25 protein-coding genes are annotated in these 23,477 nt (G+C 58.2%); 16 read left to right on the plus strand and 9 right to left on the minus strand.

What is annotated here, in order from left to right; all coding sequences use genetic code 11:
• Positions 1-7: 7 nt before the first annotated feature.
• The 8 genes from metG (at position 8) to AB4N74_RS17710 (ending at position 7,033) form a co-directional block, all read left to right on the plus strand.
• Positions 8-2,059 carry a methionine--tRNA ligase gene (gene metG, locus AB4N74_RS17675; protein ID WP_460096758.1) on the plus strand — a complete coding sequence of 684 codons (2,052 nt, stop codon included), beginning with the start codon at positions 8-10 and terminating at the stop codon, positions 2,057-2,059.
• Between the two features lie 131 nt (positions 2,060-2,190).
• A complete protein-coding gene (locus AB4N74_RS17680; RefSeq protein WP_460096759.1) occupies positions 2,191-2,760 on the plus strand; it encodes an electron transport complex protein RnfA in 570 nt (189 codons plus the stop codon).
• Positions 2,757-3,965 (plus strand): electron transport complex subunit RsxB, encoded by a 1,209-nt coding sequence (gene rsxB, locus AB4N74_RS17685; RefSeq protein ID WP_460096761.1) that lies wholly within the window; start codon positions 2,757-2,759, stop codon positions 3,963-3,965. Before AB4N74_RS17680 ends, rsxB begins: the two co-directional genes overlap by 4 nt.
• The gene (locus AB4N74_RS17690; protein ID WP_460096763.1) at positions 3,952-4,935 is read left to right on the plus strand and encodes an RnfABCDGE type electron transport complex subunit D; all 984 of its coding nucleotides are present in this window, start codon (positions 3,952-3,954) and stop codon (positions 4,933-4,935) included. Before rsxB ends, AB4N74_RS17690 begins: the two co-directional genes overlap by 14 nt.
• On the plus strand, positions 4,932-5,537 hold the full coding sequence (locus tag AB4N74_RS17695; RefSeq protein WP_099757050.1) for an RnfABCDGE type electron transport complex subunit G: 606 nt from the start codon (positions 4,932-4,934) through the stop codon (positions 5,535-5,537). Before AB4N74_RS17690 ends, AB4N74_RS17695 begins: the two co-directional genes overlap by 4 nt.
• Positions 5,534-6,115, plus strand: coding sequence for an Rnf-Nqr domain containing protein (locus AB4N74_RS17700; protein WP_099757051.1), 582 nt, complete (start codon positions 5,534-5,536; stop codon positions 6,113-6,115). The genes AB4N74_RS17695 and AB4N74_RS17700 overlap by 4 nt, the downstream gene beginning before the upstream one ends.
• On the plus strand, positions 6,112-6,750 hold the full coding sequence (nth, locus tag AB4N74_RS17705) for an endonuclease III (RefSeq protein ID WP_093430573.1): 639 nt from the start codon (positions 6,112-6,114) through the stop codon (positions 6,748-6,750). Before AB4N74_RS17700 ends, nth begins: the two co-directional genes overlap by 4 nt.
• Before the next feature lie 106 nt (positions 6,751-6,856).
• Positions 6,857-7,033 carry a PA3496 family putative envelope integrity protein gene (locus AB4N74_RS17710; RefSeq protein ID WP_093430574.1) on the plus strand — a complete coding sequence of 59 codons (177 nt, stop codon included), beginning with the start codon at positions 6,857-6,859 and terminating at the stop codon, positions 7,031-7,033.
• 89 nt (positions 7,034-7,122) lie between these two features.
• Here AB4N74_RS17710 and AB4N74_RS17715 read toward each other — a convergent pair whose 3' ends face one another.
• Positions 7,123-7,749: a response regulator transcription factor gene (locus AB4N74_RS17715; RefSeq protein ID WP_064119001.1), complete on the minus strand. Its 627-nt coding sequence runs from the start codon at positions 7,747-7,749 to the stop codon at positions 7,123-7,125.
• Positions 7,750-8,260: 511 nt separating this feature from the next.
• Between AB4N74_RS17715 and AB4N74_RS17720 the strand changes: the two genes are divergently transcribed.
• Positions 8,261-8,977, plus strand: coding sequence for a hypothetical protein (locus AB4N74_RS17720; RefSeq protein ID WP_093430575.1), 717 nt, complete (start codon positions 8,261-8,263; stop codon positions 8,975-8,977).
• Between the two features lie 133 nt (positions 8,978-9,110).
• Here AB4N74_RS17720 and AB4N74_RS17725 read toward each other — a convergent pair whose 3' ends face one another.
• Together AB4N74_RS17725 and AB4N74_RS17730 are read right to left on the minus strand one after the other, a co-directional pair.
• Positions 9,111-10,328, minus strand: a complete 1,218-nt coding sequence (locus tag AB4N74_RS17725; RefSeq protein WP_007916658.1) for an argininosuccinate synthase — start codon at positions 10,326-10,328, stop codon at positions 9,111-9,113.
• 129 nt (positions 10,329-10,457) lie between these two features.
• Positions 10,458-11,366 (minus strand): flagellar protein MotY, encoded by a 909-nt coding sequence (locus AB4N74_RS17730; RefSeq protein ID WP_093430576.1) that lies wholly within the window; start codon positions 11,364-11,366, stop codon positions 10,458-10,460.
• 160 nt (positions 11,367-11,526) lie between these two features.
• On the opposite strand from AB4N74_RS17730, the gene pyrC reads away from it, so the two are divergent.
• Positions 11,527-12,573, plus strand: coding sequence for a dihydroorotase (gene pyrC, locus AB4N74_RS17735; protein WP_460096766.1), 1,047 nt, complete (start codon positions 11,527-11,529; stop codon positions 12,571-12,573).
• A complete protein-coding gene (gene rnt / locus AB4N74_RS17740; protein ID WP_007916667.1) occupies positions 12,570-13,247 on the plus strand; it encodes a ribonuclease T in 678 nt (225 codons plus the stop codon). Before pyrC ends, rnt begins: the two co-directional genes overlap by 4 nt.
• Before the next feature lie 78 nt (positions 13,248-13,325).
• On the opposite strand, the gene AB4N74_RS17745 is transcribed toward rnt, so the two are convergent.
• Positions 13,326-13,928, minus strand: coding sequence for a peroxiredoxin (locus tag AB4N74_RS17745; protein WP_003227723.1), 603 nt, complete (start codon positions 13,926-13,928; stop codon positions 13,326-13,328).
• A 314-nt stretch (positions 13,929-14,242) separates the two neighbouring features.
• Here AB4N74_RS17745 and AB4N74_RS17750 point away from each other — a divergent pair, with 314 nt between their 5' ends.
• The gene (locus tag AB4N74_RS17750) at positions 14,243-14,461 is read left to right on the plus strand and encodes a bacterioferritin-associated ferredoxin (protein WP_093430580.1); all 219 of its coding nucleotides are present in this window, start codon (positions 14,243-14,245) and stop codon (positions 14,459-14,461) included.
• 201 nt (positions 14,462-14,662) lie between these two features.
• Entirely contained in the window at positions 14,663-15,136 is a 474-nt protein-coding gene (bfr, locus tag AB4N74_RS17755; RefSeq protein ID WP_007916671.1) for a bacterioferritin, read from the plus strand.
• Between the two features lie 187 nt (positions 15,137-15,323).
• Here bfr and grxD read toward each other — a convergent pair whose 3' ends face one another.
• From grxD to AB4N74_RS17770, 3 genes are all read right to left on the minus strand, one after another.
• Positions 15,324-15,665 (minus strand): Grx4 family monothiol glutaredoxin, encoded by a 342-nt coding sequence (gene grxD, locus AB4N74_RS17760; RefSeq protein ID WP_016773402.1) that lies wholly within the window; start codon positions 15,663-15,665, stop codon positions 15,324-15,326.
• Positions 15,666-15,762: 97 nt separating this feature from the next.
• Positions 15,763-17,868 (minus strand): molybdopterin oxidoreductase family protein, encoded by a 2,106-nt coding sequence (locus AB4N74_RS17765; RefSeq protein WP_414927003.1) that lies wholly within the window; start codon positions 17,866-17,868, stop codon positions 15,763-15,765.
• 134 nt (positions 17,869-18,002) lie between these two features.
• Complete coding sequence (locus AB4N74_RS17770) at positions 18,003-18,293, minus strand: hypothetical protein (RefSeq protein ID WP_016986650.1); 291 nt, start codon at positions 18,291-18,293, stop codon at positions 18,003-18,005.
• A gap of 403 nt (positions 18,294-18,696) precedes the next feature.
• Here AB4N74_RS17770 and argF point away from each other — a divergent pair, with 403 nt between their 5' ends.
• Entirely contained in the window at positions 18,697-19,617 is a 921-nt protein-coding gene (gene argF, locus AB4N74_RS17775; protein WP_093430582.1) for an ornithine carbamoyltransferase, read from the plus strand.
• The gene (locus AB4N74_RS17780) at positions 19,614-20,723 is read left to right on the plus strand and encodes an ABC transporter ATP-binding protein (RefSeq protein ID WP_460096769.1); all 1,110 of its coding nucleotides are present in this window, start codon (positions 19,614-19,616) and stop codon (positions 20,721-20,723) included. The genes argF and AB4N74_RS17780 overlap by 4 nt, the downstream gene beginning before the upstream one ends.
• Before the next feature lie 117 nt (positions 20,724-20,840).
• Here AB4N74_RS17780 and AB4N74_RS17785 read toward each other — a convergent pair whose 3' ends face one another.
• On the minus strand, positions 20,841-21,623 hold the full coding sequence (locus AB4N74_RS17785) for a PhzF family phenazine biosynthesis protein (RefSeq protein ID WP_460096771.1): 783 nt from the start codon (positions 21,621-21,623) through the stop codon (positions 20,841-20,843).
• A 95-nt stretch (positions 21,624-21,718) separates the two neighbouring features.
• Positions 21,719-22,189 (minus strand): Cys-tRNA(Pro) deacylase, encoded by a 471-nt coding sequence (ybaK, locus tag AB4N74_RS17790; protein WP_090285884.1) that lies wholly within the window; start codon positions 22,187-22,189, stop codon positions 21,719-21,721.
• Positions 22,190-22,551: 362 nt separating this feature from the next.
• On the opposite strand from ybaK, the gene AB4N74_RS17795 reads away from it, so the two are divergent.
• Positions 22,552-23,403 carry an MIP/aquaporin family protein gene (locus AB4N74_RS17795; protein ID WP_007916695.1) on the plus strand — a complete coding sequence of 284 codons (852 nt, stop codon included), beginning with the start codon at positions 22,552-22,554 and terminating at the stop codon, positions 23,401-23,403.
• Positions 23,404-23,477 lie beyond the last annotated feature (74 nt).

A 23,477-nucleotide genomic window follows, 5' to 3' on the forward strand; every position in this document is an offset into this window, starting at 1 on the left:
GCCCCACATGTCCGAACCACGCAAGATCCTCGTCACCAGCGCCCTGCCCTACGCCAACGGTTCGATTCACCTTGGCCATATGCTGGAATATATCCAGACCGATATGTGGGTGCGCTTCCAGAAGCATCGCGGCAACCAGTGCATTTATGTCTGCGCCGACGACGCCCACGGTTCGGCGATCATGCTGCGCGCGGAAAAGGAAGGCATCACCCCGGAACAACTGATCGCCAATGTACAGGCTGAACACAGCGCCGACTTTGCCGAGTTCCTGGTCGATTTCGACAACTTCCACTCCACTCACGCCGAAGAAAACCGTGAGCTGTCGAGCCAGATCTACATCAAGCTGCGTGACGCCGGGCACATTGCCCAACGCTCGATCACCCAGTATTTCGACCCGGAAAAGAAAATGTTCCTGGCCGACCGCTTCATCAAGGGCACCTGCCCGAAATGCGGCACTGAAGACCAGTACGGCGACAACTGCGAGAAATGCGGTGCAACCTACGCTCCAACCGATCTGAAGGATCCGAAGTCGGCGATCTCCGGCGCCACGCCGGTGCTCAAGGATTCCCAGCATTTCTTCTTCAAACTGCCAGACTTTCAGCAAATGCTGCAGACCTGGACCCGCAGCGGCACACTGCAAGACGCCGTGGCCAACAAGATCGCCGAATGGCTGGACGCCGGCCTGCAGCAGTGGGACATCTCCCGCGATGCGCCGTACTTCGGTTTCGAGATTCCGGGCGAGCCGGGCAAGTATTTCTACGTGTGGCTGGACGCGCCGATCGGTTACATGGCCAGCTTCAAGAACCTTTGCGACTGCACGCCGGATCTGGATTTCGACGCGTTCTGGGCCAAGGATTCCACCGCCGAGCTGTACCATTTCATCGGCAAGGACATCGTCAACTTCCACGCGCTGTTCTGGCCAGCGATGCTTGAAGGCGCCGGCTACCGCAAGCCGACCGGCATCAACGTGCACGGCTACCTGACCGTCAACGGCCAGAAAATGTCCAAGTCGCGCGGCACCTTCATCAAGGCCCGTACGTATCTGGATCACCTGTCGCCGGAATACCTGCGCTACTACTACGCGGCCAAGCTGGGCCGTGGCGTCGATGACCTCGACCTGAACCTCGAAGACTTCGTGCAGAAGGTCAACTCCGACCTGGTCGGCAAAGTGGTCAACATTGCCAGCCGTTGCGCCGGTTTCATTCAAAAAGGCAACGCGGGCCTGCTGGTCGACCAAAACGCTGCGCCAGAGCTGACCGAGGCTTTCCTCGCCGCTGCGCCAAGCATTGCCGACGCCTATGAAGCCCGCGACTTCGCCCGCGCCATGCGTGAAACCATGGCCCTGGCTGACCGCGCCAATGCCTGGATCGCCGACAAGGCCCCGTGGTCGTTGAATAAACAGGAAGGCAAGCAGGATGAAGTCCAGGCGATCTGCGCCACCGGCATCAACCTGTTCCGCCAACTGGTAATCTTCCTCAAACCGGTGTTGCCGCTGCTGGCCGCCGATGCCGAGGCGTTCCTCAACGTCGCCCCGCTGACCTGGAACGACCATACCACCCTGCTGGCCAACCACCAGTTGAACGAATTCAAACCGTTGATGACCCGCATCGACCCGGTAAAAGTGCAAGCCATGAGCGACGCCTCGAAAGAAGACCTGACCGCCAGCCAGACCGACACCGGCGCCGCCGCCCCGGCCGGCAATGGCGAACTGGCCAAGGATCCGCTGTCGCCGGAAATCGACTTCGACGCCTTTGCCGCGATCGACCTGCGCGTCGCACTGATCGTCAAAGCCGAACACGTCGAAGGTGCTGACAAGCTGCTGCGCCTGACCCTGGACATCGGTGACGAGCAACGCAACGTGTTCTCCGGAATCAAGAGCGCGTACCCGGATCCGTCGAAACTCGACGGGCGCCTGACCATGATGATCGCCAACCTCAAGCCACGGAAAATGAAGTTCGGCATCTCCGAAGGCATGGTGATGGCCGCCGGTCCTGGCGGTGAAGAAATCTACCTGCTGAGCCCGGACAGCGGCGCCAAGCCGGGTCAACGCATCAAGTAAGGCCCTGCAACAAATCGATCCCACCGGCGTGCCCCGCATGCCGGTGGGATTTTTCATATCTGGCCCACCCTGCGTGGCTGCCGGATAATGCCTAACCTTATGAGATAGCCGCCCGTTTCTCTGGCAGAACCATGACCGAACTCGTGCTTACGCTTATCAGTGCTGCGCTGCTTAACAACTTCGTGTTGCACTGGCCCCTGGGCGTCGATCCGCTGCTGGCGGGCAGTCGTCGCCAGGTGCATGCGCTGGGACTGGCGACGTTGTGCCTGATGCTGGTTGTGGGTGTAACCGGTTACGTGATCTGGCATTGGCTACTGGTGCCGCTTCATCTTGAAGCCCTGCGGCTATTCGTGTTTCTGCCATTGAGTGTGTTGCTGATCGCACCGCTGCTGAAACTGTTGTCCGGCGGCTTTCCCGGTCTGCCTTTCGACGGGCTATGGCCATTGTTGCTGGGCAATGCCGGAGTGCTCGGGCTGGCACTGATCAACGCGCAAAACGATCAAGGCGTGCCGCAGGCAATAGCGCTAAGTCTTGGCGCCGGGCTGGGTTTCTGGCTGGTGCTGAGCCTCTTCAGCGATTTGCGCGAGCGCACGGCCGACAACGATATTCCCCTGCCCTTTCGTGGCCTGCCGATTGATCTGATCGGCGCCGGACTGATCGCAGTGATTTTTCTCGGATTCAGTGGACTGATCAAAACATGAGTCTGATTCAACGCATCGATGCTCTCCTGCCGCAGACCCAATGCGGCAAGTGCGGCCATCCCGGATGCAAACCGTACGCACAAGGCATCGCCGAGGGCGAGCCGATCAACAAGTGCCCGCCGGGCGGTGACGAAACCATCGCGGCGCTGGCTGAACTGTTGAAAGTGCCGGTGCTGGAGTTGGACATCAGTCGCGGCTCGGCACCGCCGCAAGTGGCGTTTATCCGTGAAGCCGAATGCATTGGCTGCACCAAGTGCATTCAGGCCTGCCCGATCGACGCGATCGTCGGCGCGGCGAAACTGATGCACACGGTCATCGTCGACGAGTGCACCGGTTGCGATCTGTGTGTCGCACCGTGCCCGGTGGATTGCATCGAAATGCGTCCATTGTCGCCGGGCACGTTGCCGGTGGTGGGCGGCCTCGCCGTCAGTCTCGACGAGCAGCGCGCGCGCGCGGCCAAACGCGATCACGCGCGTCAACGCTTCGAGCGCCGAAACGAGCGCTTGCACCGCGAAGAACAACAGAAACAGGCTGAGCGTGAAGCGCGGGCGAAACGGGCGGCGCAGCCTCAAGGGACCGCGACCGATCCGGTGCAGGCGGCACTGGAACGCGTGCGTGCGCAGAAAGCCGCCACCGTAGACGCGGCGCTGAAGAAAGCCAAAATCGATGTAGCGATGAGCCGCGCGCAACTGCACAAAACGTTGAAAGCCTTCGGTCATCCGCCGACGTTCGAGCAGCAGGCACAATTGATCGTGTTGCAGCAGCAGTTCGAAGCGGCTGAGGAGGCCTTGGCGATACTTGAAAGCAGCGCCCCGCCTGCCCCGGCAGTCACGGTCCCGGCGAAAGATGCCGACTTGAAACGGGCAAAAATCCAGTTGGCAATGCGTCGTGCCGAACTGAAAAAAGCCCAAACCGCCGAAGCGGCGCCCGAACAGATCGCCGCGCTGGAACAAGCACTGCGCGATGCCGAACAGGCCCTGCACGCAGCCGAAGCTACAAGCGATCAGCCGTTGCCTGACCTGGTGCGCGTCGAAAAACGCCCGGTCGACAGCCAGCTTCGCCAGTTGAAAACCGAATTGGCCTACGCCCGCGCCGACCTCAACAAATTCGAACGGCGCGCCGACACGCCCACCGAAATCCTCGCCAAGGCCCGCGCCCGTCTGCAAGACGCCGAGCGCCAGGTGCAAGATCATGTTGCGCCTTGAGGCACCGGACAATCGCCTGCAACAGGCAATGAAGCTGGTGCTGCTGGCCGCTTTGCCGGGGCTGCTCGCACTGTTCTGGCTGTACGGTTGGGGGATGTTGATCAATCTGATTCTGGCGGCCACCACAGCATTGATTGTCGAAGCAGCGGTCCTGCACCTGCGTCGACAGCCCCTGCAGCCTGCGCTGAGCGACGGCAGCGCGCTGGTCAGCGCGACATTGCTGGCTGCTGCCCTGCCACCTTATTGCCCCTGGTGGCTGACGGTAACGGCCATGGCTGCGGGTCTGCTGTTCGGCAAGCATGTGTACGGCGGCGTCGGCAAAAACCCGTTCAATCCGGCAATGCTCGGGTTTGCCCTGGCCATGGTGATGTTCCCGCAACCGATGACCCATTGGCCGGCTCATGGCCTGGATCTGACGGCAACGTTTCAACAAGTGTTCGGCGCAGGTCAGGCGCCGGATGCTTGGGTCCAGGCCACCGTACTGGACAGCCTGCGCATCAATAAAAGCCTGACCATGGACGAGTTGTTCACCAGCAATCCAGGCTTCGGTCGATGGGGCGGACACGGTGTGGAATGGGTGAATCTGGCGTTCCTCGCCGGTGGGGTGTTTCTGCTGCAGCGCCGCGTGTTCAGTTGGCATGCGCCAGTGGGCATGCTCGTCAGCCTGTTTGTCATTAGTCTGGTGTGCTGGAACGGTTCCGGGTCGGACTCGCATGGGTCACCGCTGTTTCACCTGCTCAGTGGCGCGACCATGCTGGGGGCGTTCTTTATCATCACTGAACCGGTCTCTGGCGCTAAGAGCGCGCTTGCCCGTCTGCTGTTCGGAGGCAGTGTCGGGCTGCTGACTTACGTGATTCGAACCTGGGGTGGATACCCGGATGGCGTGGCGTTCGCAGTGCTGCTGATGAATCTTTGCGTGCCTGCGCTGGAGCGATTCGCCGCGAGCCGCCAGTCAGAGGTGCGCCCATGAATCGCACGGCCAGCGCGTCTATTGTGCTGCTGTTGGCGGTCATCGGCGTCGCTGCGACTTATGTTGTATACCGTAGTACTGCAGCGCAAATTGCCAGCGAGCAGCACTGGATCGAAAGCCGCAAACTGCTGGATTTGCTTCCACTCGATGCCTACGACAATCAACCGCTCGAGCAGCCTTTGGCCTTGGCAGACTTGAACTTGAGCCATAGCACCTTGACGGGTGGCTATCGCGCGACCAAACGCGGCCAGACCGTCGCAATCTTGCTACACAGTCAGACCCAGGGTTATGCGGGCGCCATCGAACTGTTGATCGCCATCGATACCAACGGCAAATTGCTCGGTGTAAAAACCCTTAAACAAAGCGAAACGCCAGGACTCGGCGGGCACTTGGGTGACTGGCCGAATACCTGGCTACAGTCGTTTATCGGCACATCGAGCAAGGAGCCGACAGATGCGGGATGGGCGCTGAAAAAGGATCAGGGACAATTTGATCAAATAGCTGGCGCGACCATCACCTCGCGCGCAGCCATCAGCGCGATCCATGATGCCCTGCGCTACTTCGATGAACATCGGGCCGCGCTGCTGGGGAGCGGAACATGAACCGATCAGCAGTCCTCTCGAACACTTTGATGCTGACATTGCTGCTTGGCACCAGTGACTCACTGGCAGGTGGTGTGGGGACATTATTGATGTTCGTTACTGTCGCAGGCTTGTATGGCCTGTGCATGGCTGCTTTGCGACCACGGCTCACAGAAAAAAGCGTGTTGCTCGCCAGCTTGTTGCTCGCCGCAACCCTCACCAGTTGCGCAGATCTTTTGGCGCAACGCTGGTTTCTGCCCTGGCAGCAAACCTTCGGCCTCTATGTCGGCCTGATCGCCTTGCAATGCGTGGTGCTGGAACACAACGGTTTCTGGCGGCAGTCGTGGATCGAGCGGCTCAAACTCTGCGGCATGTTCGGCGGATTGCTGCTCGGGCTCGCCGGGCTGCGTGAACTCGTCGGTCACGGCAGTCTCGGCCGGGGACTGTTCGAACACTGGCCAGGTCTTGTTGTATTTGGCGAAGGGCTGCACCTGATCACGTTGATCCCCGGTGCTTTTATTTTGTTGGCGCTGCTGCTGGCGGCGCGTCAGGCGATAGTTCGCCCGAACTCGATATCCAAGGAAACACATCGCTCATGAATGCAGTAAAACGCCTGGAGATTTTCCGCCGCCTGCACGAAGACAACCCGGAACCGAAGACCGAACTGGCCTACTCCTCGCCGTTCGAGTTGTTGATCGCGGTGATTCTTTCGGCGCAATCGACAGACGTCGGGGTCAACAAGGCCACGGCAAAGCTGTTCCCGGTTGCCAACACGCCAGCGGCGATCCACGCTTTGGGCGTCGAGGGGCTATCCGAATACATCAAGACGATCGGCCTCTACAACAGCAAGGCCAAGAACGTCATCGAAACCTGCCGCTTGCTGGTCGAACGCCATGGCAGCGAAGTCCCGCAAACCCGTGAAGAGCTCGAAGCCCTGCCGGGAGTGGGCCGCAAGACCGCCAACGTCGTACTCAACACGGCTTTCCGCCAACTGACCATGGCCGTCGACACTCATATCTTTCGGGTCAGCAACCGCACCGGCATTGCACCGGGTAAAAACGTGGTCGAAGTGGAAAAGAAGCTGATGAAGTTTGTACCCAAAGAATTCCTTCTCGACTCCCATCACTGGCTGATACTTCATGGCCGTTATGTGTGTCTGGCCCGCAAGCCACGCTGCGGCAGTTGCCGGATCGAAGACCTGTGCGAGTACAAGGACAAAACTTCGGACGATTGACCGGCTATTGGAATAATTGATAAGTCGATTGAAAAAATCTTTTTTACCCGCCGCAGGAATATCGATATAAGGAGCGCCAAAGGCATTCTTAGCCGGGAGTTAGCTGATGAGTAGCGACAAAGAGCCACTTGATGTAGATGATGATATCGCTGCGGAAACTGAGGACACCGAACCTGTGGTCGAAGTCGCCAAGACCAATCTCAGCAAGCGCCGTACGATCGATAACCTGCTTGAGGAGCGCCGACTGCAAAAGCAATTGGCCGATTACGATTTTGATGACTGATATTTGAAAGCCTCCCGAAATGGAGGCTTTTCACTTTCTGCGGCTAGCTGAGTTCGACCGGCCCATCACCCTGTCAGCCATCGATACATTCAGACCAGACCATTACGCTGCGCCAACTCGATCAGATCAACCAGGGATCGCGCATTGAGCTTCAACAACAAGCGCGTCTTGTAGGTGCTTACGGTTTTGTTGCTCAAAAACATGCCATCGGCAATTTCCTTGTTTGTCTTGCCTCGCGCCAACTGCTGCAACACCATCATTTCCCGACCGGACAGACGATCCACCATGTCGGCTTCACTGGCATTGCCCAGACTGGTGCGGACTGTATGCAAAGCCTGATTGGGAAAATAACTATAGCCCGACAATACCGCCTTGATCGCACTGAGCAACTCGGTCAGGTCCTGTTGTTTACAGACATAGCCGGCCGCTCCCGACTGCATGCAGCGCATTGAAAAGTGCCCGGGAGCCTGGGAGGTCAACACCAGAACTTTAATAGGCATGGCCGTCGTAGTCAGGCGCGCGATAACTTCCAGACCATCAAGCTTTGGTATTCCAATATCCAGAATGACAATATCCGGCATTTGTTCTCGAGCAAGTTGTAACGCATCCACACCGTTATCAGTTTCTGCGATGACTTCGTAGCCATGACGTTCCATCAGCATACGTACCGCAAGACGAATGACAGGGTGATCATCCACGATCAGCACTTTATTCATGGGCAAGTCCAGTTTCGCTGTTCGAATTTTTAGAACACGCACAATAGCCCAGTCACTTGCTCTATGGCATGCCAGTGTTAACACGCACCTGCATCGAGAGACATACCCTACAGTCATTGCGGACTATTCCTACAAAAAGCCGCTACCCCCAGTAAACATCCGACGTTATTTCCTCCTCCACTCACGGAAATATTTCGCTTCTAACTTGTTACAGACTACGACTAACGACACAGAAATCATGCCTTGTCGCTGAGTTTCACTATGCCCGAACGGCCATGACACGTGCAAATCTGCGCTCGGCCGAGAACTTTGATTATCAACCCGAAACACCATGCAACAGCCGACACACCAACCTCACAACTTCAAACCCGCTATAAACACTTGAAACAAGATATTTATACCTAACACAATACTTTTGCTATAAATACAAGTATTTGAAAGCCGATTACCAAGCTACTCAATCCACACATACTTACCACTAACGAGACAGATCAAACACAAGAGTACAAGCATGTTGAAAATAAAAAACAAAATCACTAACCCAATGACGGTAATTGCCATATTTGCAGCTATTTCGGAAACATCAGCTGCCATTTCGCTGCCTTTTCTAGACAACAAGGACAGAGAGATCTACGTATGGTTTCTGATCAGCTTTCCGTTCTACTTGCTGTTTCTATTTTTTATAACTTTAAACTTTAACTACCGTTCCCTCTACTCACCCTCGGACTTCGGCAAGGACAAAAACTTTCTTAAAGTAATCGATAACAACGATCGCGAGAACAAACGAAATACACCGCCCTTGGAGCCAGCCACGCAAGGGGCATTTGGACTATCAAGTTGTATCGTGCCCAGCGAGTCAGGCCCAACCGAATGCAAGGACGCGTGCAAAGTCCACAACGCGCCTGACCCGCCCTCGGCCATCAACTCAAAACCGAACCTGATTGTTCAGCACAACATTCAGTTGCCCGCGTGGGTCAGTGACCTGCACCTCATCGACGTTCGGGGTGTCGATGCATCGAGAGAGTTAGCCACGATTCTGGAAAACATCCGGAACCTGGACCGGAAAACTCCCCGGGTCGTGGTGTTTCTTTCCAATCATGTATCGGATGTTTTACTGACGCAGCATTCATTGCTGAAGATCAGGCACGTCAGGAAAGGCTCAGGCAAAACGATTTGTATTGTTTATAACCTTTGCGCACAGGCGGTAACGCTGCTGGGACGGGCATGAAAGATGAGTCGTAGCCACAGATGCCAAGATCAGGAACAGGCTTCAATCAGACGCAAACAAAGAATCATGCAAAAAGGGCGGCCTTGTCTCGATGACAAGGCCGCCCTTTTCATTACGCTTCAAACCAGAACGCTTAGAACAGCTTGCGGCCCTTGTTGGCAGCAATGCGCATGCGCAGCGCGTTGAGCTTGATGAAGCCCGCGGCATCAGCCTGGTTGTAAGCACCGCCGTCTTCTTCGAAGGTCGCGATGTTGGAATCGAACAGCGAATCGTCGGACTTGCGGCCGGTAACGATCACGTTGCCTTTGTACAACTTCAGGCGCACAACGCCGTTCACGTTGACCTGCGAAGCGTCGATCATCTGCTGCAGCATCAGACGCTCTGGGCTCCACCAGTAACCGGTGTAGATCAGGCTGGCGTATTTCGGCATCAGCTCGTCTTTGAGGTGAGCGACTTCGCGGTCCAGGGTGATCGATTCGATGGCGCGGTGAGCGCGCAGCATGATGGTGCCGCCCGGGGTTTCGTAGCAGCCACGGGACTTCATGCCGACGTAACGGTTTTCGACAATGTCGAGACGGCCGATACCGTGAGCGCCACCGATCTTGTTCAGCGTCGCCAGCACGGTGGCCGGAGTCATTTCGACGCCGTCCAGTGCAACGATGTCGCCGTTGCGGTAGGTCAGTTCCAGGTATTGCGCTTTGTCAGGAGCGTTCTCCGGGGAGACGGTCCATTTCCACATGTCTTCTTCGTGCTCGGTCCAGGTGTCTTCCAGCACGCCGCCTTCATAGGAGATGTGCAGCAGGTTGGCGTCCATCGAGTACGGGGACTTCTTCTTGCCGTGACGCTCGATCGGGATCGCGTGCTTCTCGGCGTAGTCCATCAGCTTCTCGCGGGACAGCAGGTCCCACTCGCGCCAAGGCGCGATCACTTTCACGCCTGGCTTGAGCGCGTAGGCACCCAGTTCGAAACGCACCTGGTCGTTACCCTTGCCGGTGGCGCCATGGGAAATGGCGTCAGCGCCGGTTTCGTTGGCGATTTCGATCAGACGTTTGGCGATCAGCGGACGCGCGATGGAAGTACCCAGCAGGTACTCGCCTTCGTAAACGGTGTTGGCGCGGAACATCGGGAACACGAAATCACGCACGAACTCTTCGCGCAGGTCGTCGATGTAGATTTCTTTGACGCCCATGGCCTGAGCCTTGGCGCGGGCCGGCTCGACCTCTTCGCCTTGACCGAGATCAGCGGTGAAGGTCACCACTTCACAGTTATAAGTATCCTGCAGCCACTTGAGGATCACCGAAGTGTCCAGGCCGCCGGAATACGCCAGAACGACCTTGTTTACGTCCGCCATGCCATCACTCCACGGGGTTCTACGGAAAGCCGAGGAGTCTACCGCCCAAACGCAATAATTTACAGAGGCGCGACAGCTTAAGACGACAAAGCGACAGAATCTGTCGAGAGCGCGACGATGACCGGCGGGTCAGGAAGTCGCCGCAGTATTGGCTGGCGTGCTCGCTTGCGGTGCCGGAGCCACGACCGGCGCCACGCGCGCCAGTTTGACATTGACCCGACGGTTCTTCGCGCGATTGGCCGCGTTGGTGTTCGGCACAATGGGATATTGCTCGCCATGGAAACGCACGGTGATCTGCGATTCCTGAATGCCGTTGGCCTTGAAGAAGTCGACCACCGCCAGCGCGCGGCGGCGCGACAGTTCACGGTTGGTCAGGCGATTACCGCTGTTGTCGGAATGGCCGTCGAGTTCGATGTGATTGACCGTCGGATCGGCCTTCATGTATTCGAGCATCACTTGCAGCTTGGCTTTAGCGGCGGGATCCAGGTCAACGCCTTCGCCGGGGAAGCCGATCTGCGACTGTTTGATCTGGTCGAAATTCTGCGGCAGCAATTTCGCCACACATGTCTGGTAATCATTGAAGGCTTTGCTGAACTTGACCGGCAACAGGCGTACTTCAGAGACACGGCCATCGCCTGAAGCGCGCCGTACGACCGGGCTGCGACCGTCCAGCAGGCCACTGATCAAACCGCCGGCCTGGGACTGCGAACTGCTGAACAAGACGTTGCCGCTGCCGAGCCGCACAGAGCCCAGATTGATGTCACCACGGCCCGGCTGCCAAGGCGCAGCCGCTGCCAGCAACGTTGCAGAGCCGCCGCCGAGCATGGCGTTGTAGGCGTTCAGACGGAATATCGCCTGCTCGCCGGCCTTGCGCACGAACTCACCCGAGCCGAAATCAGTGATCGGTTGGGTCAGACGACATTCGAACTTGTCGCCGGCGACCGTCCACTCAATGTTCTCCAGACGGGTCTGGTACGTGAGCGCCATCGCCGGAAGGCTGGCAAACACACTGAGCAAGGCTAAATAACGCTGGCGCACGGGAGGCTCCATTGGCTTCTGAAACACAAAGACCGATTCACACTATGTTTACGGCATACCTACGGGATATCGGAAGGTTCCGGCAAAACTTGATAGCGAGTGCCTGCAAGAGTCTTTTCCGGTAGCATTCGCCTCAGTTTGACCCGCCTGGAATCCCCTCATGCCCGACCGCCTGACCCTGCTGCGTCCCGACGACTGGCACATTCATCTTCGCGATGGTGCCGTGTTGACCAATACCGTTGCCGATGTTGCGCGCACTTTTGGCCGCGCCATCATCATGCCCAACCTGGTACCACCGGTGCGCAACGCCGCTGAAGCCGACGGCTATCGCCAGCGGATTCTCGCTGCCCGCCCGGCCGGCAGTCGCTTCGAACCGCTGATGGTGCTGTACCTCACCGACCGCACCCAGCCCGAAGAAATTCGTGAAGCCAAGGCGAGTGGTTTTGTGCACGCAGCCAAGCTGTACCCGGCCGGCGCGACCACCAACTCCGATTCCGGGGTAACCAGCATCGACAAGATCTTCCCGGCACTGGAAGCCATGGCCGAAGTCGGCATGCCGTTGCTGATCCACGGTGAAGTCACCCGTGGCGACGTCGATGTGTTCGACCGCGAAAAGATCTTCATCGACGAGCACATGCGCCGCGTGGTCGAGCGCTTCCCGACGCTGAAAGTGGTGTTTGAACACATCACCACCGGTGACGCCGTGCAGTTCGTCAACGAGGCTTCGGCCAACGTAGGCGCGACCATCACCGCGCATCACCTGCTGTACAACCGCAACCACATGCTGGTGGGCGGGATTCGGCCGCACTTCTATTGCCTGCCGATCCTCAAGCGCAATACGCACCAGGAAGCCCTGCTCGACGCCGCCACCAGTGGCAGCGCGAAGTTCTTCCTCGGCACCGACTCGGCGCCGCACGCCCAGCACGCCAAGGAAGCCGCTTGCGGCTGTGCCGGCTGCTACACCGCGTACGCCGCCATCGAGATGTACGCCGAAGCCTTCGAACAGCGTAATGCGCTGGACAAACTCGAAGCCTTCGCCAGCCTCAACGGCCCGCGTTTCTACGGCCTGCCGGCGAACACCGATCGCATCACCCTGGTTCGTGAAGAATGGACCGCCCCGACCAGCCTGCCGTTTGGCGAGCTGACCGTTATCCCGCTGCGCGCCGGTGAAAAACTGCGCTGGCGCCTGCTGGAGGAACACGCGTGAGTGAAGACCATTTCGACGACGAACTGGACGGTCAAAGTGGTGGTGGCGGTTCCCGCCACCCGATGGCAGCACGCTTTCGCGGCTACCTGCCGGTTGTCGTTGACGTAGAAACCGGCGGCTTCAACTCGGCCACCGATGCGTTGCTGGAGATTGCTGCGACCACCATCGCCATGGATGAAAAGGGTTTTGTATACCCGGATCACACCTACTTCTTCCGTGTTGAGCCTTTCGAAGGCGCCAACATCGAAGCAGCAGCGCTGGAGTTCACCGGAATCAAGCTGGACCATCCACTGCGCATGGCTGTCAGCGAAGAAACCGCGCTGACCGACATCTTCCGTGGCATTCGCAAGGCGCTGAAGGCCAATGGCTGCAAGCGCGCGATTCTGGTCGGGCACAACAGCAGCTTCGACCTTGGCTTCCTGAACGCAGCCGTTGCGCGTCTGGACATGAAACGCAACCCGTTCCACCCGTTCTCCAGTTTCGACACTGCGACGTTGGCTGGTCTGGCATACGGTCAAACCGTACTGGCGAAAGCCTGCCAGGCCGCCGACATCGATTTCGACGGTCGTGAGGCGCACTCGGCGCGTTATGACACCGAGAAAACCGCTGAGCTGTTCTGCGGCATCGTCAACCGCTGGAAACAGATGGGCGGCTGGGAAGACTTCGACGACTGATTGATGGTTGTCGGGTGAATCCCGCGCATAAAAAAACCGGCCACGTGGGCCGGTTTTTTTGTACCTCGACGTTGCGCCTTACAGGGCTGCAGCGTTCTCGGTCAGGTAAGCCGCAACGCCTTCTGGCGAAGCGTTCATGCCTTTGTCGCCTTTTTTCCAGTTGGCAGGGCAGACTTCGCCGTGCTCTTCGTGGAATTGCAGAGCGTCGACCAGACGGATCAGCTCTTCCATGTTACGGCCCAGCGGCAGGTCGTTGATGATCTGCGAACGGACAACGCCTTTGTCGTCGATCAGGAACGCGCCACGGAAAGCCACGCCACCTTCGGATTCAACGTCGTAAGCCTTGGCGATGTCGTGCTTCATGTCGGCAGCCATGGTGTATTTCACCTGGCCGATGCCGCCATTGTTTACTGGGGTGTTGCGCCATGCGTTGTGAGTGAAGTGCGAGTCGATCGACACAGCGATCACTTCAACATTGCGAGCCTTGAAGTCGGCCATGCGGTTGTCCAGAGCGATCAGCTCGGACGGGCAGACGAAGGTGAAGTCCAGTGGGTAGAAGAACACCAGGCCGTATTTGCCTTTGATGGCCGAGGACAGGGTGAAGCTGTCAACGATCTCGCCATTGCCGAGTACGGCCGGGACGGTGAAGTCAGGGGCTTGTTTGCCTACGAGTACGCTCATTGATATCTCCTGGTGTAAAAACTTGAAGTTCAGGGTCCGCGCCAGCCTGCCACCCTCAGGCGACAGCCCTGTGACACGAACCCCCTTCGCAAGGGCCGACCATCATACACTGCGAATTTGGCCTGTCCTTAACGGTTTTTCAAAGCAGGCGCAGAACGGCGCTGCATTTACGGGGCCAGGCAAAACGCCAGCAAATACCGTTCGTCAGTCACGGCTGGGAATCAGCAAAAGCCTTCCGAAAGCACTTTGACAATCATTCTCGTTAACATTAAGATCCATCGCAATTGAGTCACAACCAGCGACGGTTCTCACTTATGTATGTTTGTCTCTGCACTGGCGTCACCGACGGACAGATCCGCGATGCGATCTATGAAGGTTGCTGCAGCTATAAAGAAGTCCGCCAGGCCACCGGCGTCGCCAGCCAATGCGGCAAATGCGCGTGCCTTGCCAAGGAAGTCGTTCGCGAAACCCTGACCAAGCTGCAAACCGCTCAGGCTGCGATCCCCTACCCCGTAGAATTTACCGCCGCTTAATTGCCCCCCATTTCAAAGAACCGGACTTATGTCCGGTTTTTTTATGCCTGTAAATCAACTGCTTAGCACCCAGACGCGGAACACAAACATTCTTATTCCGATTAATTTTCATATATTATTCAATAACTTAGGTTTGACACTTATAAGTACGAAGCTCAAACTCCGCCGTATATACAGCTAATACAGGGCAGGACTCCGATCATGAAAGGCGACATTACAGTCATCCAGCATCTCAACAAGATCCTTGCCAATGAGCTGGTCGCGATCAATCAGTACTTCCTGCATGCACGCATGTATGAAGATTGGGGCCTGAACAAGCTCGGCAAGCACGAATACAAAGAATCCATCGACGAGATGAAACACGCGGACAAGCTGATCAAGCGCATCCTGTTCCTCGAAGGCCTGCCGAACGTGCAGGACCTGGGCAAGCTGCACATCGGCGAGCACACCAAGGAAATGCTGGAGTGCGACCTGCGTATCGAGAAGACCGGCCATGCTGACCTGAAGACCGCAATCGCCCATTGCGAAACCGTTGGCGATTTCGGCAGCCGTGAACTGCTCGAAGACATTCTCGAATCCGAAGAAGAACATATCGACTGGCTGGAAACCCAACTGGGCCTGATCGACAAAGTCGGTCTTGAGAACTATCTGCAATCGCAGATGGGCGAAGAGTAGGAGCTGCCGAAGGCTGCGATCTTTTCAGATTGCACCGGCAACTTGCAGTAACTTTTCGAACGCACTAAAAAGCCCCGCCCTCTTTCGAGTGGCGGGGCTTTTTATTGGCTGAAGATCAAAAGATCGCAGCCTCGTTTCACTCGACAGCTCCTACACAAGCAGCAGCTGTCGCATGAAACCTGGCCGATCAGGCTTCGGACTTGTTCGCCGCTGCCGCTTCAACAGCCGCCTTGATGGTGCTTTGCAGCGAACCGTCTGCAGCCATCTCGGTCATGATGTCGCTACCGCCGACCAGTTCACCGCCGACCCACAGTTGCGGGAAAGTCGGCCAGTTGGCGTACTTCGGCAGGTTGGCGCGGATTTCCGGGTTCTGCAGGATGTCCACGTACGCAAACTTTTCGCCACAAGCCATCACAGCCTGCGCAGCTTTCGCAGAGAAGCCACACTGTGGGGCATTCGGCGAGCCTTTCATGTAAAGCAGAATGGTGTTGTTGGCAATCTGCTCTTTAATCGTTTCGATGATATCCATGGAGCACCTCGGCTGAACTTTCCGACTCATGGGTCGGCACGGTGACGCATTGTAACGGAATCCCGAGCGCCATGCTCGGTCTCCCCGACGGTCACATTCAGGCCGCCGCCACCGTCACCGGCACACCATTAAGTGCGGCGTTACCCGACAGCTCATCTAGCTGGCATTCATCGGTCAGATCGTTTGCGCTCGACCCAGGCTGACTGCTGGCAATCGCCATTTGCACGCCCGGCCGCGCATGCCCCCAACCATGCGGCAGGCTGACCACGCCTTTCATCATGTCCAGACTGCCGAGCACCTCGACCTCGATCTGCCCCACCCGCGAGCTGACGCGAACCAACTGACCATCGTTAAGCCCACGGCTGGCGAGGTCATCCGGATGCATCAGCAGTTGATGGCGCGGCTTGCCCTTCACCAGACGGTGATAGTTGTGCATCCACGAGTTATTGCTGCGCACATGACGACGGCCAATCATCAACAGCTCATCGGCGGCCGGCGCCTGCAATGCGGCAAAGCGTGCGAGGTCAGCAAGGATCTCTGGCGGAGCAGCCTGCACGCGCTGATTCGGCGTTTTCAGGCGCGCAGCCAGGTTCGGCTTCAACGCGCCCAGATCAATCCCGTGGGGATGATCGAACAACGTCGCCAACGAAAGCTTCTGTTCGGACGCGTCACCGTACAGGCCCATGCGCAGGCCCATATCGATCATCTTCGCCGGTGGCATGGTCGGTTTCAGTTCCTTGCCAGTCTTCTCGGCAAAGGCCTTGGCCAGGCCCACGAAGATCTCCCAGTCATGCAAGGCGCCCTCGGGTTTGGCGAGGATCGCGCGGTTGAAGCGGGTGACGTTGCGCACCGCGAACAGGTTGAACGTCGTGTCGTAGTGATCGTTTTCCAGCGCCGAGGTTGACGGCAGAATCAGGTCGGCATAGCGCGTGGTTTCGTTGATGTACAGGTCGACGCTGACCATGAACTCCAGGCCATCCAGCGCCTGCTCCAGTTGCCGCCCGTTCGGCGTCGACAACACCGGGTTGCCAGCGACGGTGATCAGCGCACGAATCTGGCCCTCACCTTCGGTAAGCATCTCTTCGGCCAGGGCCGAGACCGGTAGCTCGCCGCCGTACTCGGGACGCCCGGAAACGCGACTCTGCCATTTGTTGAAATGCCCGCCCGAAGTCGACGCCACCAGATCCACTGCGGGTTCCGTGCACAGTGCACCGCCGACGCGATCAAGATTACCGGTGACCAGGTTGATCAATTGCACCACCCAGTGACACAAGGTGCCGAAGGCCTGCGTCGAAACGCCCATGCGTCCGTAGCACACGGCACTCGGCGCGGCGGCGAAATCCCGGGCCAGTTGGCGGATCTGCTCGGCAGGAACCGCACACAACGGGCTCATGGCTTCAGCGGTAAACGCAGCGACAGCGGCGCGCACGTCATCCAGCCCATCGACCGGCAAATGACTTTCGCTGGTCAAGCCTTCGCTAAACAGGGTGTTCAGCACACCAAACAACAACGCTGCATCGCCCCCCGGACGCACGAACAAATGCTGATCAGCCATGGCCGCCGTCTCGCTGCGCCGTGGATCGACAACCACCACTTTGCCGCCGCGCGCCTGAATCGCTTTCAAACGCTTCTCGACATCCGGCACGGTCATGATGCTGCCGTTGGACGCCAGCGGATTACCGCCGAGAATCAGCATGAAGTCGGTGTGATCGATATCTGGAATCGGCAACAGCAACCCATGGCCGTACATCAGATAACTGCTCAGGTGATGCGGCAACTGATCGACCGAGGTCGCCGAGTAGCGATTGCGCGTCTTCAGCAACCCCAGGAAATAATTGCTGTGGGTCATCAGCCCGTAGTTATGCACGCTCGGGTTGCCTTGATAGACCGCCACGGCGTTCTGGCCATGACGCTCCTGGATGGCCGCCAGCTTCTCGGCCACCAGCGCAAAAGCCTCGTCCCACTCTATTGGTAGCCATTCGCTGCCCACACGGCGCATTGGCTGGCGCAGGCGATCAGGGTCGTTCTGGATATCTTGCAGGGCCACAGCTTTGGGGCAGATGTGTCCACGACTAAACGTGTCGAGCGCGTCACCCTTGATTGATGTGATCGCGACGTTGCCATCGGTTTCGGTGGTTTCGATGGTCAGCCCGCAAATGGCTTCACACAGATGGCAGGCACGGTGATGGAGAGTCTTGGTCATGGCCAGTCTCTGTCTTGTTCTGGGCAGGCATTCACGCCCGCGGGAACAAAACTATGGCCCCGGCGCCGATCCTGCGCCAGCGACGTTCGTCCTGTGAATCGGCGGTTATCAGGCGAGCCGATAAACCGCCATGATCAGTTCGACGGCAGCTGAGGCGGTGCGGCCAGCTGAATCTCCTGAATGGTTTCAATCTGCTCGTGGGCGACATGTACGCCGGTGAGCTCGCCGATCAATCGCCAGTGTTCGTCGAGCCCGGCACTGATGGTCGCCATGCGATCGATCATGTGGCGGCCGGCACTCTTCACCACTTCGTCTTCGCTGCGCAGCAGTTCGAATGACATTGAAGTGACTGAGGCGGTGAGATGGGTCAGTGAGCGAGCCGTGTGGCCCAGCAGTTCCATTAACAGTTTTTCTTTCGATTCCATGCGGAGGCTTCCTGCGTCGCTCGAAACTTATTTATAACCCAGCACTTTGCTTTAGCAAATGTTTCAGCCTGAGCATCCGACCAAGTGATGGCATGGCGCCACGGTCGTAAACCGACCCAAGCGACGCGATCCCCGCCACGCCGCATTGCCAAGCCCTGCAAGGCCAGTGTACAAAGAGGCTCGCTGCTGTCCTGAACCCGGCTTCAAATGCGCGACTGCAACATTCAGTGCGCCCTCCGAATCCCGCAAAAACCGTAGCCTATTGGAAAAACGCGACATTTAGTGTCAATATCGCGCCTTCCCCTATTTCGTCGCCCCGTGCGGCTTACGCCGCAGGTCTCGCCCGTTGTTCCGTTAAACAAGGCTTTGAGCATCTGCGGTTTGTAGCAAAAGGTAGTCAATGATGAGCGCAAGGCACTTTCTCTCCCTGATGGATTGCACGCCCGAAGAGCTGGTCAGCGTGATCCGTCGAGGCGTTGAGCTCAAGGACCTGCGTAACCGCGGCGTACTGTTCGAGCCTCTGAAAAACCGCGTGCTGGGGATGATCTTCGAAAAATCCTCGACCCGCACCCGGATCTCGTTCGAGGCCGGCATGATCCAGCTCGGCGGCCAGGCAATCTTCCTGTCGCCGCGCGATACCCAACTGGGCCGTGGCGAGCCGATCGGCGACTGCGCCATCGTCATGTCGAGCATGCTCGATGCGGTGATGATCCGAACCTTTGCCCACAGCACCCTGACCGAATTCGCCGCCAACTCGCGCGTGCCAGTGATCAACGGCCTGTCCGATGACCTGCACCCGTGCCAGTTGCTGGCCGACATGCAGACGTTCCTTGAACACCGTGGCTCGATCCAGGGCAAAACGGTCGCCTGGATCGGCGACGGCAACAACATGTGCAACAGCTATATAGAAGCGGCGATCCAGTTCGACTTCCAGTTGCGCGTTGCCTGCCCGGAAGGCTACGAGCCAAATCCTGAGTTCGTCGCCAGAGCCGGCGATCGCGTGACCATCGTCCGCGACCCGCAAGACGCCGTGCGCGGCGCGCATCTGGTGAGCACCGACGTCTGGACTTCGATGGGTCAGGAAGAGGAAACTGCCAAGCGCCTCAAGCTGTTCGCGCCGTTTCAGGTCAACCGCGCCCTGCTCGACCTCGCTGCCGAGGACGTGCTGTTCATGCATTGCCTGCCGGCGCACCGTGGCGAAGAAATCAGCCTCGACCTGCTTGATGACCCGCGCTCCGTCGCCTGGGATCAGGCAGAAAACCGTCTCCACGCACAGAAGGCCCTGCTCGAGTTCCTCGTTGAACCGGCATATCACCACGCATGAGTCATGAATTACTGCTGAACCTGCGCAACCTCGCTTGCGGCTATCAAGATCAACGTGTGGTGCAGAACCTCAATCTGCACCTCAACGCCGGTGACATCGGCTGCCTGCTCGGCTCGTCCGGCTGCGGCAAGACCACCACCCTGCGTGCCATTGCCGGATTCGAGCCGGTGCACGAAGGTGAAATCACCCTCGGTGGCGAAACCATTTCCAGCGCCGGCTTCACCCTCGCCCCGGAAAAACGCCGGATCGGCATGGTGTTCCAGGACTACGCACTGTTCCCGCACCTGAGCGTGGCCGACAACATTGCCTTTGGCATTCGCAAGCACCCAAACAAGGAACGCGTCACCGAAGAGCTGCTCGAACTGGTGAACCTGAAAAACCTCGGCAAGCGCTTCCCGCACGAGTTGTCGGGCGGCCAGCAACAGCGCGTCGCACTCGCCCGTGCGTTGGCGCCAGAGCCGCAATTGCTGCTGCTTGATGAGCCGTTTTCCAACCTCGATGGCGAACTGCGGCGCAAGCTCAGCCATGAAGTACGCGACATCCTCAAGGCGCGTGGCACCAGCGCAATTCTGGTGACCCACGACCAGGAAGAGGCTTTTGCCGTCAGCGACCACGTTGGCGTGTTCAAGGAAGGTCGACTGGAGCAGTGGGACACGCCGTACAACCTGTATCACGAACCGGCAACGCCTTATGTGGCCAGCTTCATCGGTCAGGGTTACTTCATTCGTGGTCAGCTCGGCAGCCCGGAATCGGTGCAGACCGAACTGGGTGAACTGCGCGGCAACCGGGCATACACGTGGCCGATTGGCGGCGCGGTGGATGTGCTGCTGCGTCCCGATGACATTGTTTATGCACCGGACAGTGGGTTGAAAGCGCGGATTGTCGGCAAGACGTTCCTTGGCGCTTCGACGCTGTATCGCCTGCAATTGCCAACGGGTGCGCAGCTGGAATCGATTTTCCCGAGCCATGCCGATCATCGGGTGGGGGCGGAGGTGGGGATTCGTGTAGCTGCCGAACACTTGGTACTTTTCCAGGCCTCCGGCAGCACCGCCGCACAAATCCCGGCAGTGGAAAACGGCGTCCGCCGCTACAGCGCCGCACTCTGATCCAACACGATTCTCCTTGTAGGAGTGAGCCTGCTCGCGATAGCGGTGTGTCAATCAACAAATATATTGACTGACACACCGCTATCGCGAGCAGGCTCACTCCTACAGGTTTTTGCATCAACCCAAGATCAGGGTACCGCTCGCAACCAGCGTCGCATTGCCGCCAATCTTCACCCGCTCACCTTCCAACCGGCAGAATAACTCCCCACCCCGCGCCGAGCGCTGGCAGGCGGTCAGGCTCGACTTGCCCAGACGCTTGGACCAATACGGGATCAGGCTGCAATGCGTCGACCCGGTCACCGGATCCTCATTGATGCCAATCGCCGGCGCAAAATAGCGCGAGACGAAGTCGTGCTGATTGCCGCGCGCGGTGACGATCGCGCCCAGCCACGGCAATTTGGCCAGCGCGACCATGTCCGGTTTGCAATCGAGCACCGCCTGCTCCGACTCCAGCACCACAAACAGTTCGTTGGAGCCGAGCACATCCACCGCCTCGACCCCCAGCGCCCGCTCAACGTCGACAGTCACACCAATCTCAGACGGCATGATCGACGGGAAATCCAGCCACAACCGTTCACCTTCCCGCGTGACGCTCAGCGGACCGGATTTACAGGTAAAGTCGATACGCTCGGCGCTTTCCTTGTAGATCTCGAACAGCACATAAGCACTCGCCAACGTGGCGTGCCCGCACAACGGCACTTCAGTGGTCGGGGTAAACCAGCGGATATGCCAGGCCTGACCTTCGCGCACCAGAAATGCGGTTTCCGCCAGATTGTGTTCGGCGGCGATCTTCTGCATCAGCTCATCCGCGAGCCACGTCTCCAGCCGATAAACCATCGCCGGATTACCACTGAGCGGCCGATCACTGAACGCGTCGACCTGATGAAACTCGAGCTGCATAACTTTCTCCCTGAGTCAGTCGGCAGAGGATGCAGCCACGCCGTGATCAGCGCCAGTGACAGAACCCATCATTTTTTTACATACAGCATTAATGACTAAGGACGGCCGATGTCGGCAAATTTGGCCTGGGTGTGTTCGGCGAGCACTGCGGGCGCCAGTTCCACTTCCAGGCCACGCCGGCCGGCGCTGACATAAATAGTCGCAAAACCCTGAGCCGAGTTGTCGATAAAGGTACGCAGGCGCTTCTTCTGTCCCAACGGGCTGATGCCGCCCAACAGATACCCGGTGGAGCGCTGAGCGGCTGCCGGGTCAGCCATCTCGACTTTTTTTACGCCAGCGGCATGGGCTAGACCTTTGAGGTCGAGGCTTCCGACGACCGGCACCACCGCCACCAGCAACTCGCCTTTTTCACTGGCCGCGAGCAGGGTTTTAAACACCTGTGCCGGTTCAAGTGCCAGCTTCTCTGCGGCCTCAAGGCCATAGGACGCGGCCTTCGGGTCATGTTCGTAACTGTGCACGCGATGTTCGGCACGAACTTTTTTCAACAAGTCCAACGCAGGGGTCATGGCAGCTCCAGGCTCGGCAATGGCAAAAAAAACCTCCGCCGGATTCTAGGTGATCAGCCTTCAAAAGGCTCTATCCCAAGCCACGATTCCCGCGGCTCGCAGACATTCAGCGCACGTTGTCGCACCTGGGCCACAAAGGATCATTCACCCAGCGAATAGTTTTATTGTGACCGACGGTTCACTTTCGACCTTTGACAGGTTTGTTTCTTGTCTATATTTTTTCGAATCTGAATAATGTAAGAATTGTCGTCACAGCGACACCCAGCAGTAAACCGGGAACGGAATGGGGATTCCTACTCGGGGAAAATCGCGCCTTGCCCTGTTGGCAAACGCGCCAGACAACAACAAAAACGAGGTTTTCAATGACAACTGCTTTACAGCAACCATCGCTCTCGAGCCAATGCATGGCCGAGTTTCTGGGTACTGCTCTTCTGATCTTTTTCGGCACCGGCTGTGTCGCCGCGCTCAAAGTCGCGGGTGCCAGCTTCGGCCTGTGGGAAATCAGCATCATCTGGGGCGTCGGCGTGAGCATGGCGATCTACCTCACCGCCGGGGTTTCCGGCGCGCACCTGAACCCGGCCGTGAGCATCGCCCTGGCGATCTTCGCCGACTTCGAAAAGCGCAAACTGCCGTTCTATATTCTTGCCCAGATCGCCGGCGCCTTCTGCGGCGCGCTGCTGGTTTACACGCTGTACAGCAATCTCTTCTTCGATTACGAACAAACTCACCAAATGGTCCGTGGCTCAGCCGCCAGCCTTGAGTTGGCCTCGGTGTTCTCGACCTTCCCGAACCCGGTGCTGTCCACCGCCCAGGCATTCCTGGTCGAGATGATCATCACGGCGATCCTGATGGGCGTGATCATGTCCCTGACCGATGACAACAACGGCCTGCCGAAAGGCCCGCTGGCGCCGCTGCTGATCGGCTTGCTGATTGCCGTTATCGGCAGTTCGATGGGGCCGTTGACCGGTTTCGCCATGAACCCGGCGCGTGACTTCGGTCCGAAACTGATGACTTTCTTCGCCGGCTGGGGTGAAATTTCCTTCACTGGCGGCCGTGATATTCCGTATTTCCTGATTCCGATTTTTGCACCGATTGTCGGTGCCTGCCTCGGCGCTGCCGGGTATCGCGGGCTCATCGCCCGTCACCTGACCGGCGCCACACCTGCTACAAAGGATGCAGAACCGGCCATTGACGGCAAACCAAGAACTTCTTGAAACAGTCGGCGCCGGCTCCTGCCCTATAGAGCCTGCGCCACGGCCCACTCTCCCTTATTTCGTCCAAGGCAATC

It is taken from the genome of Pseudomonas sp. H3_C08 (genome assembly GCF_054669455.1).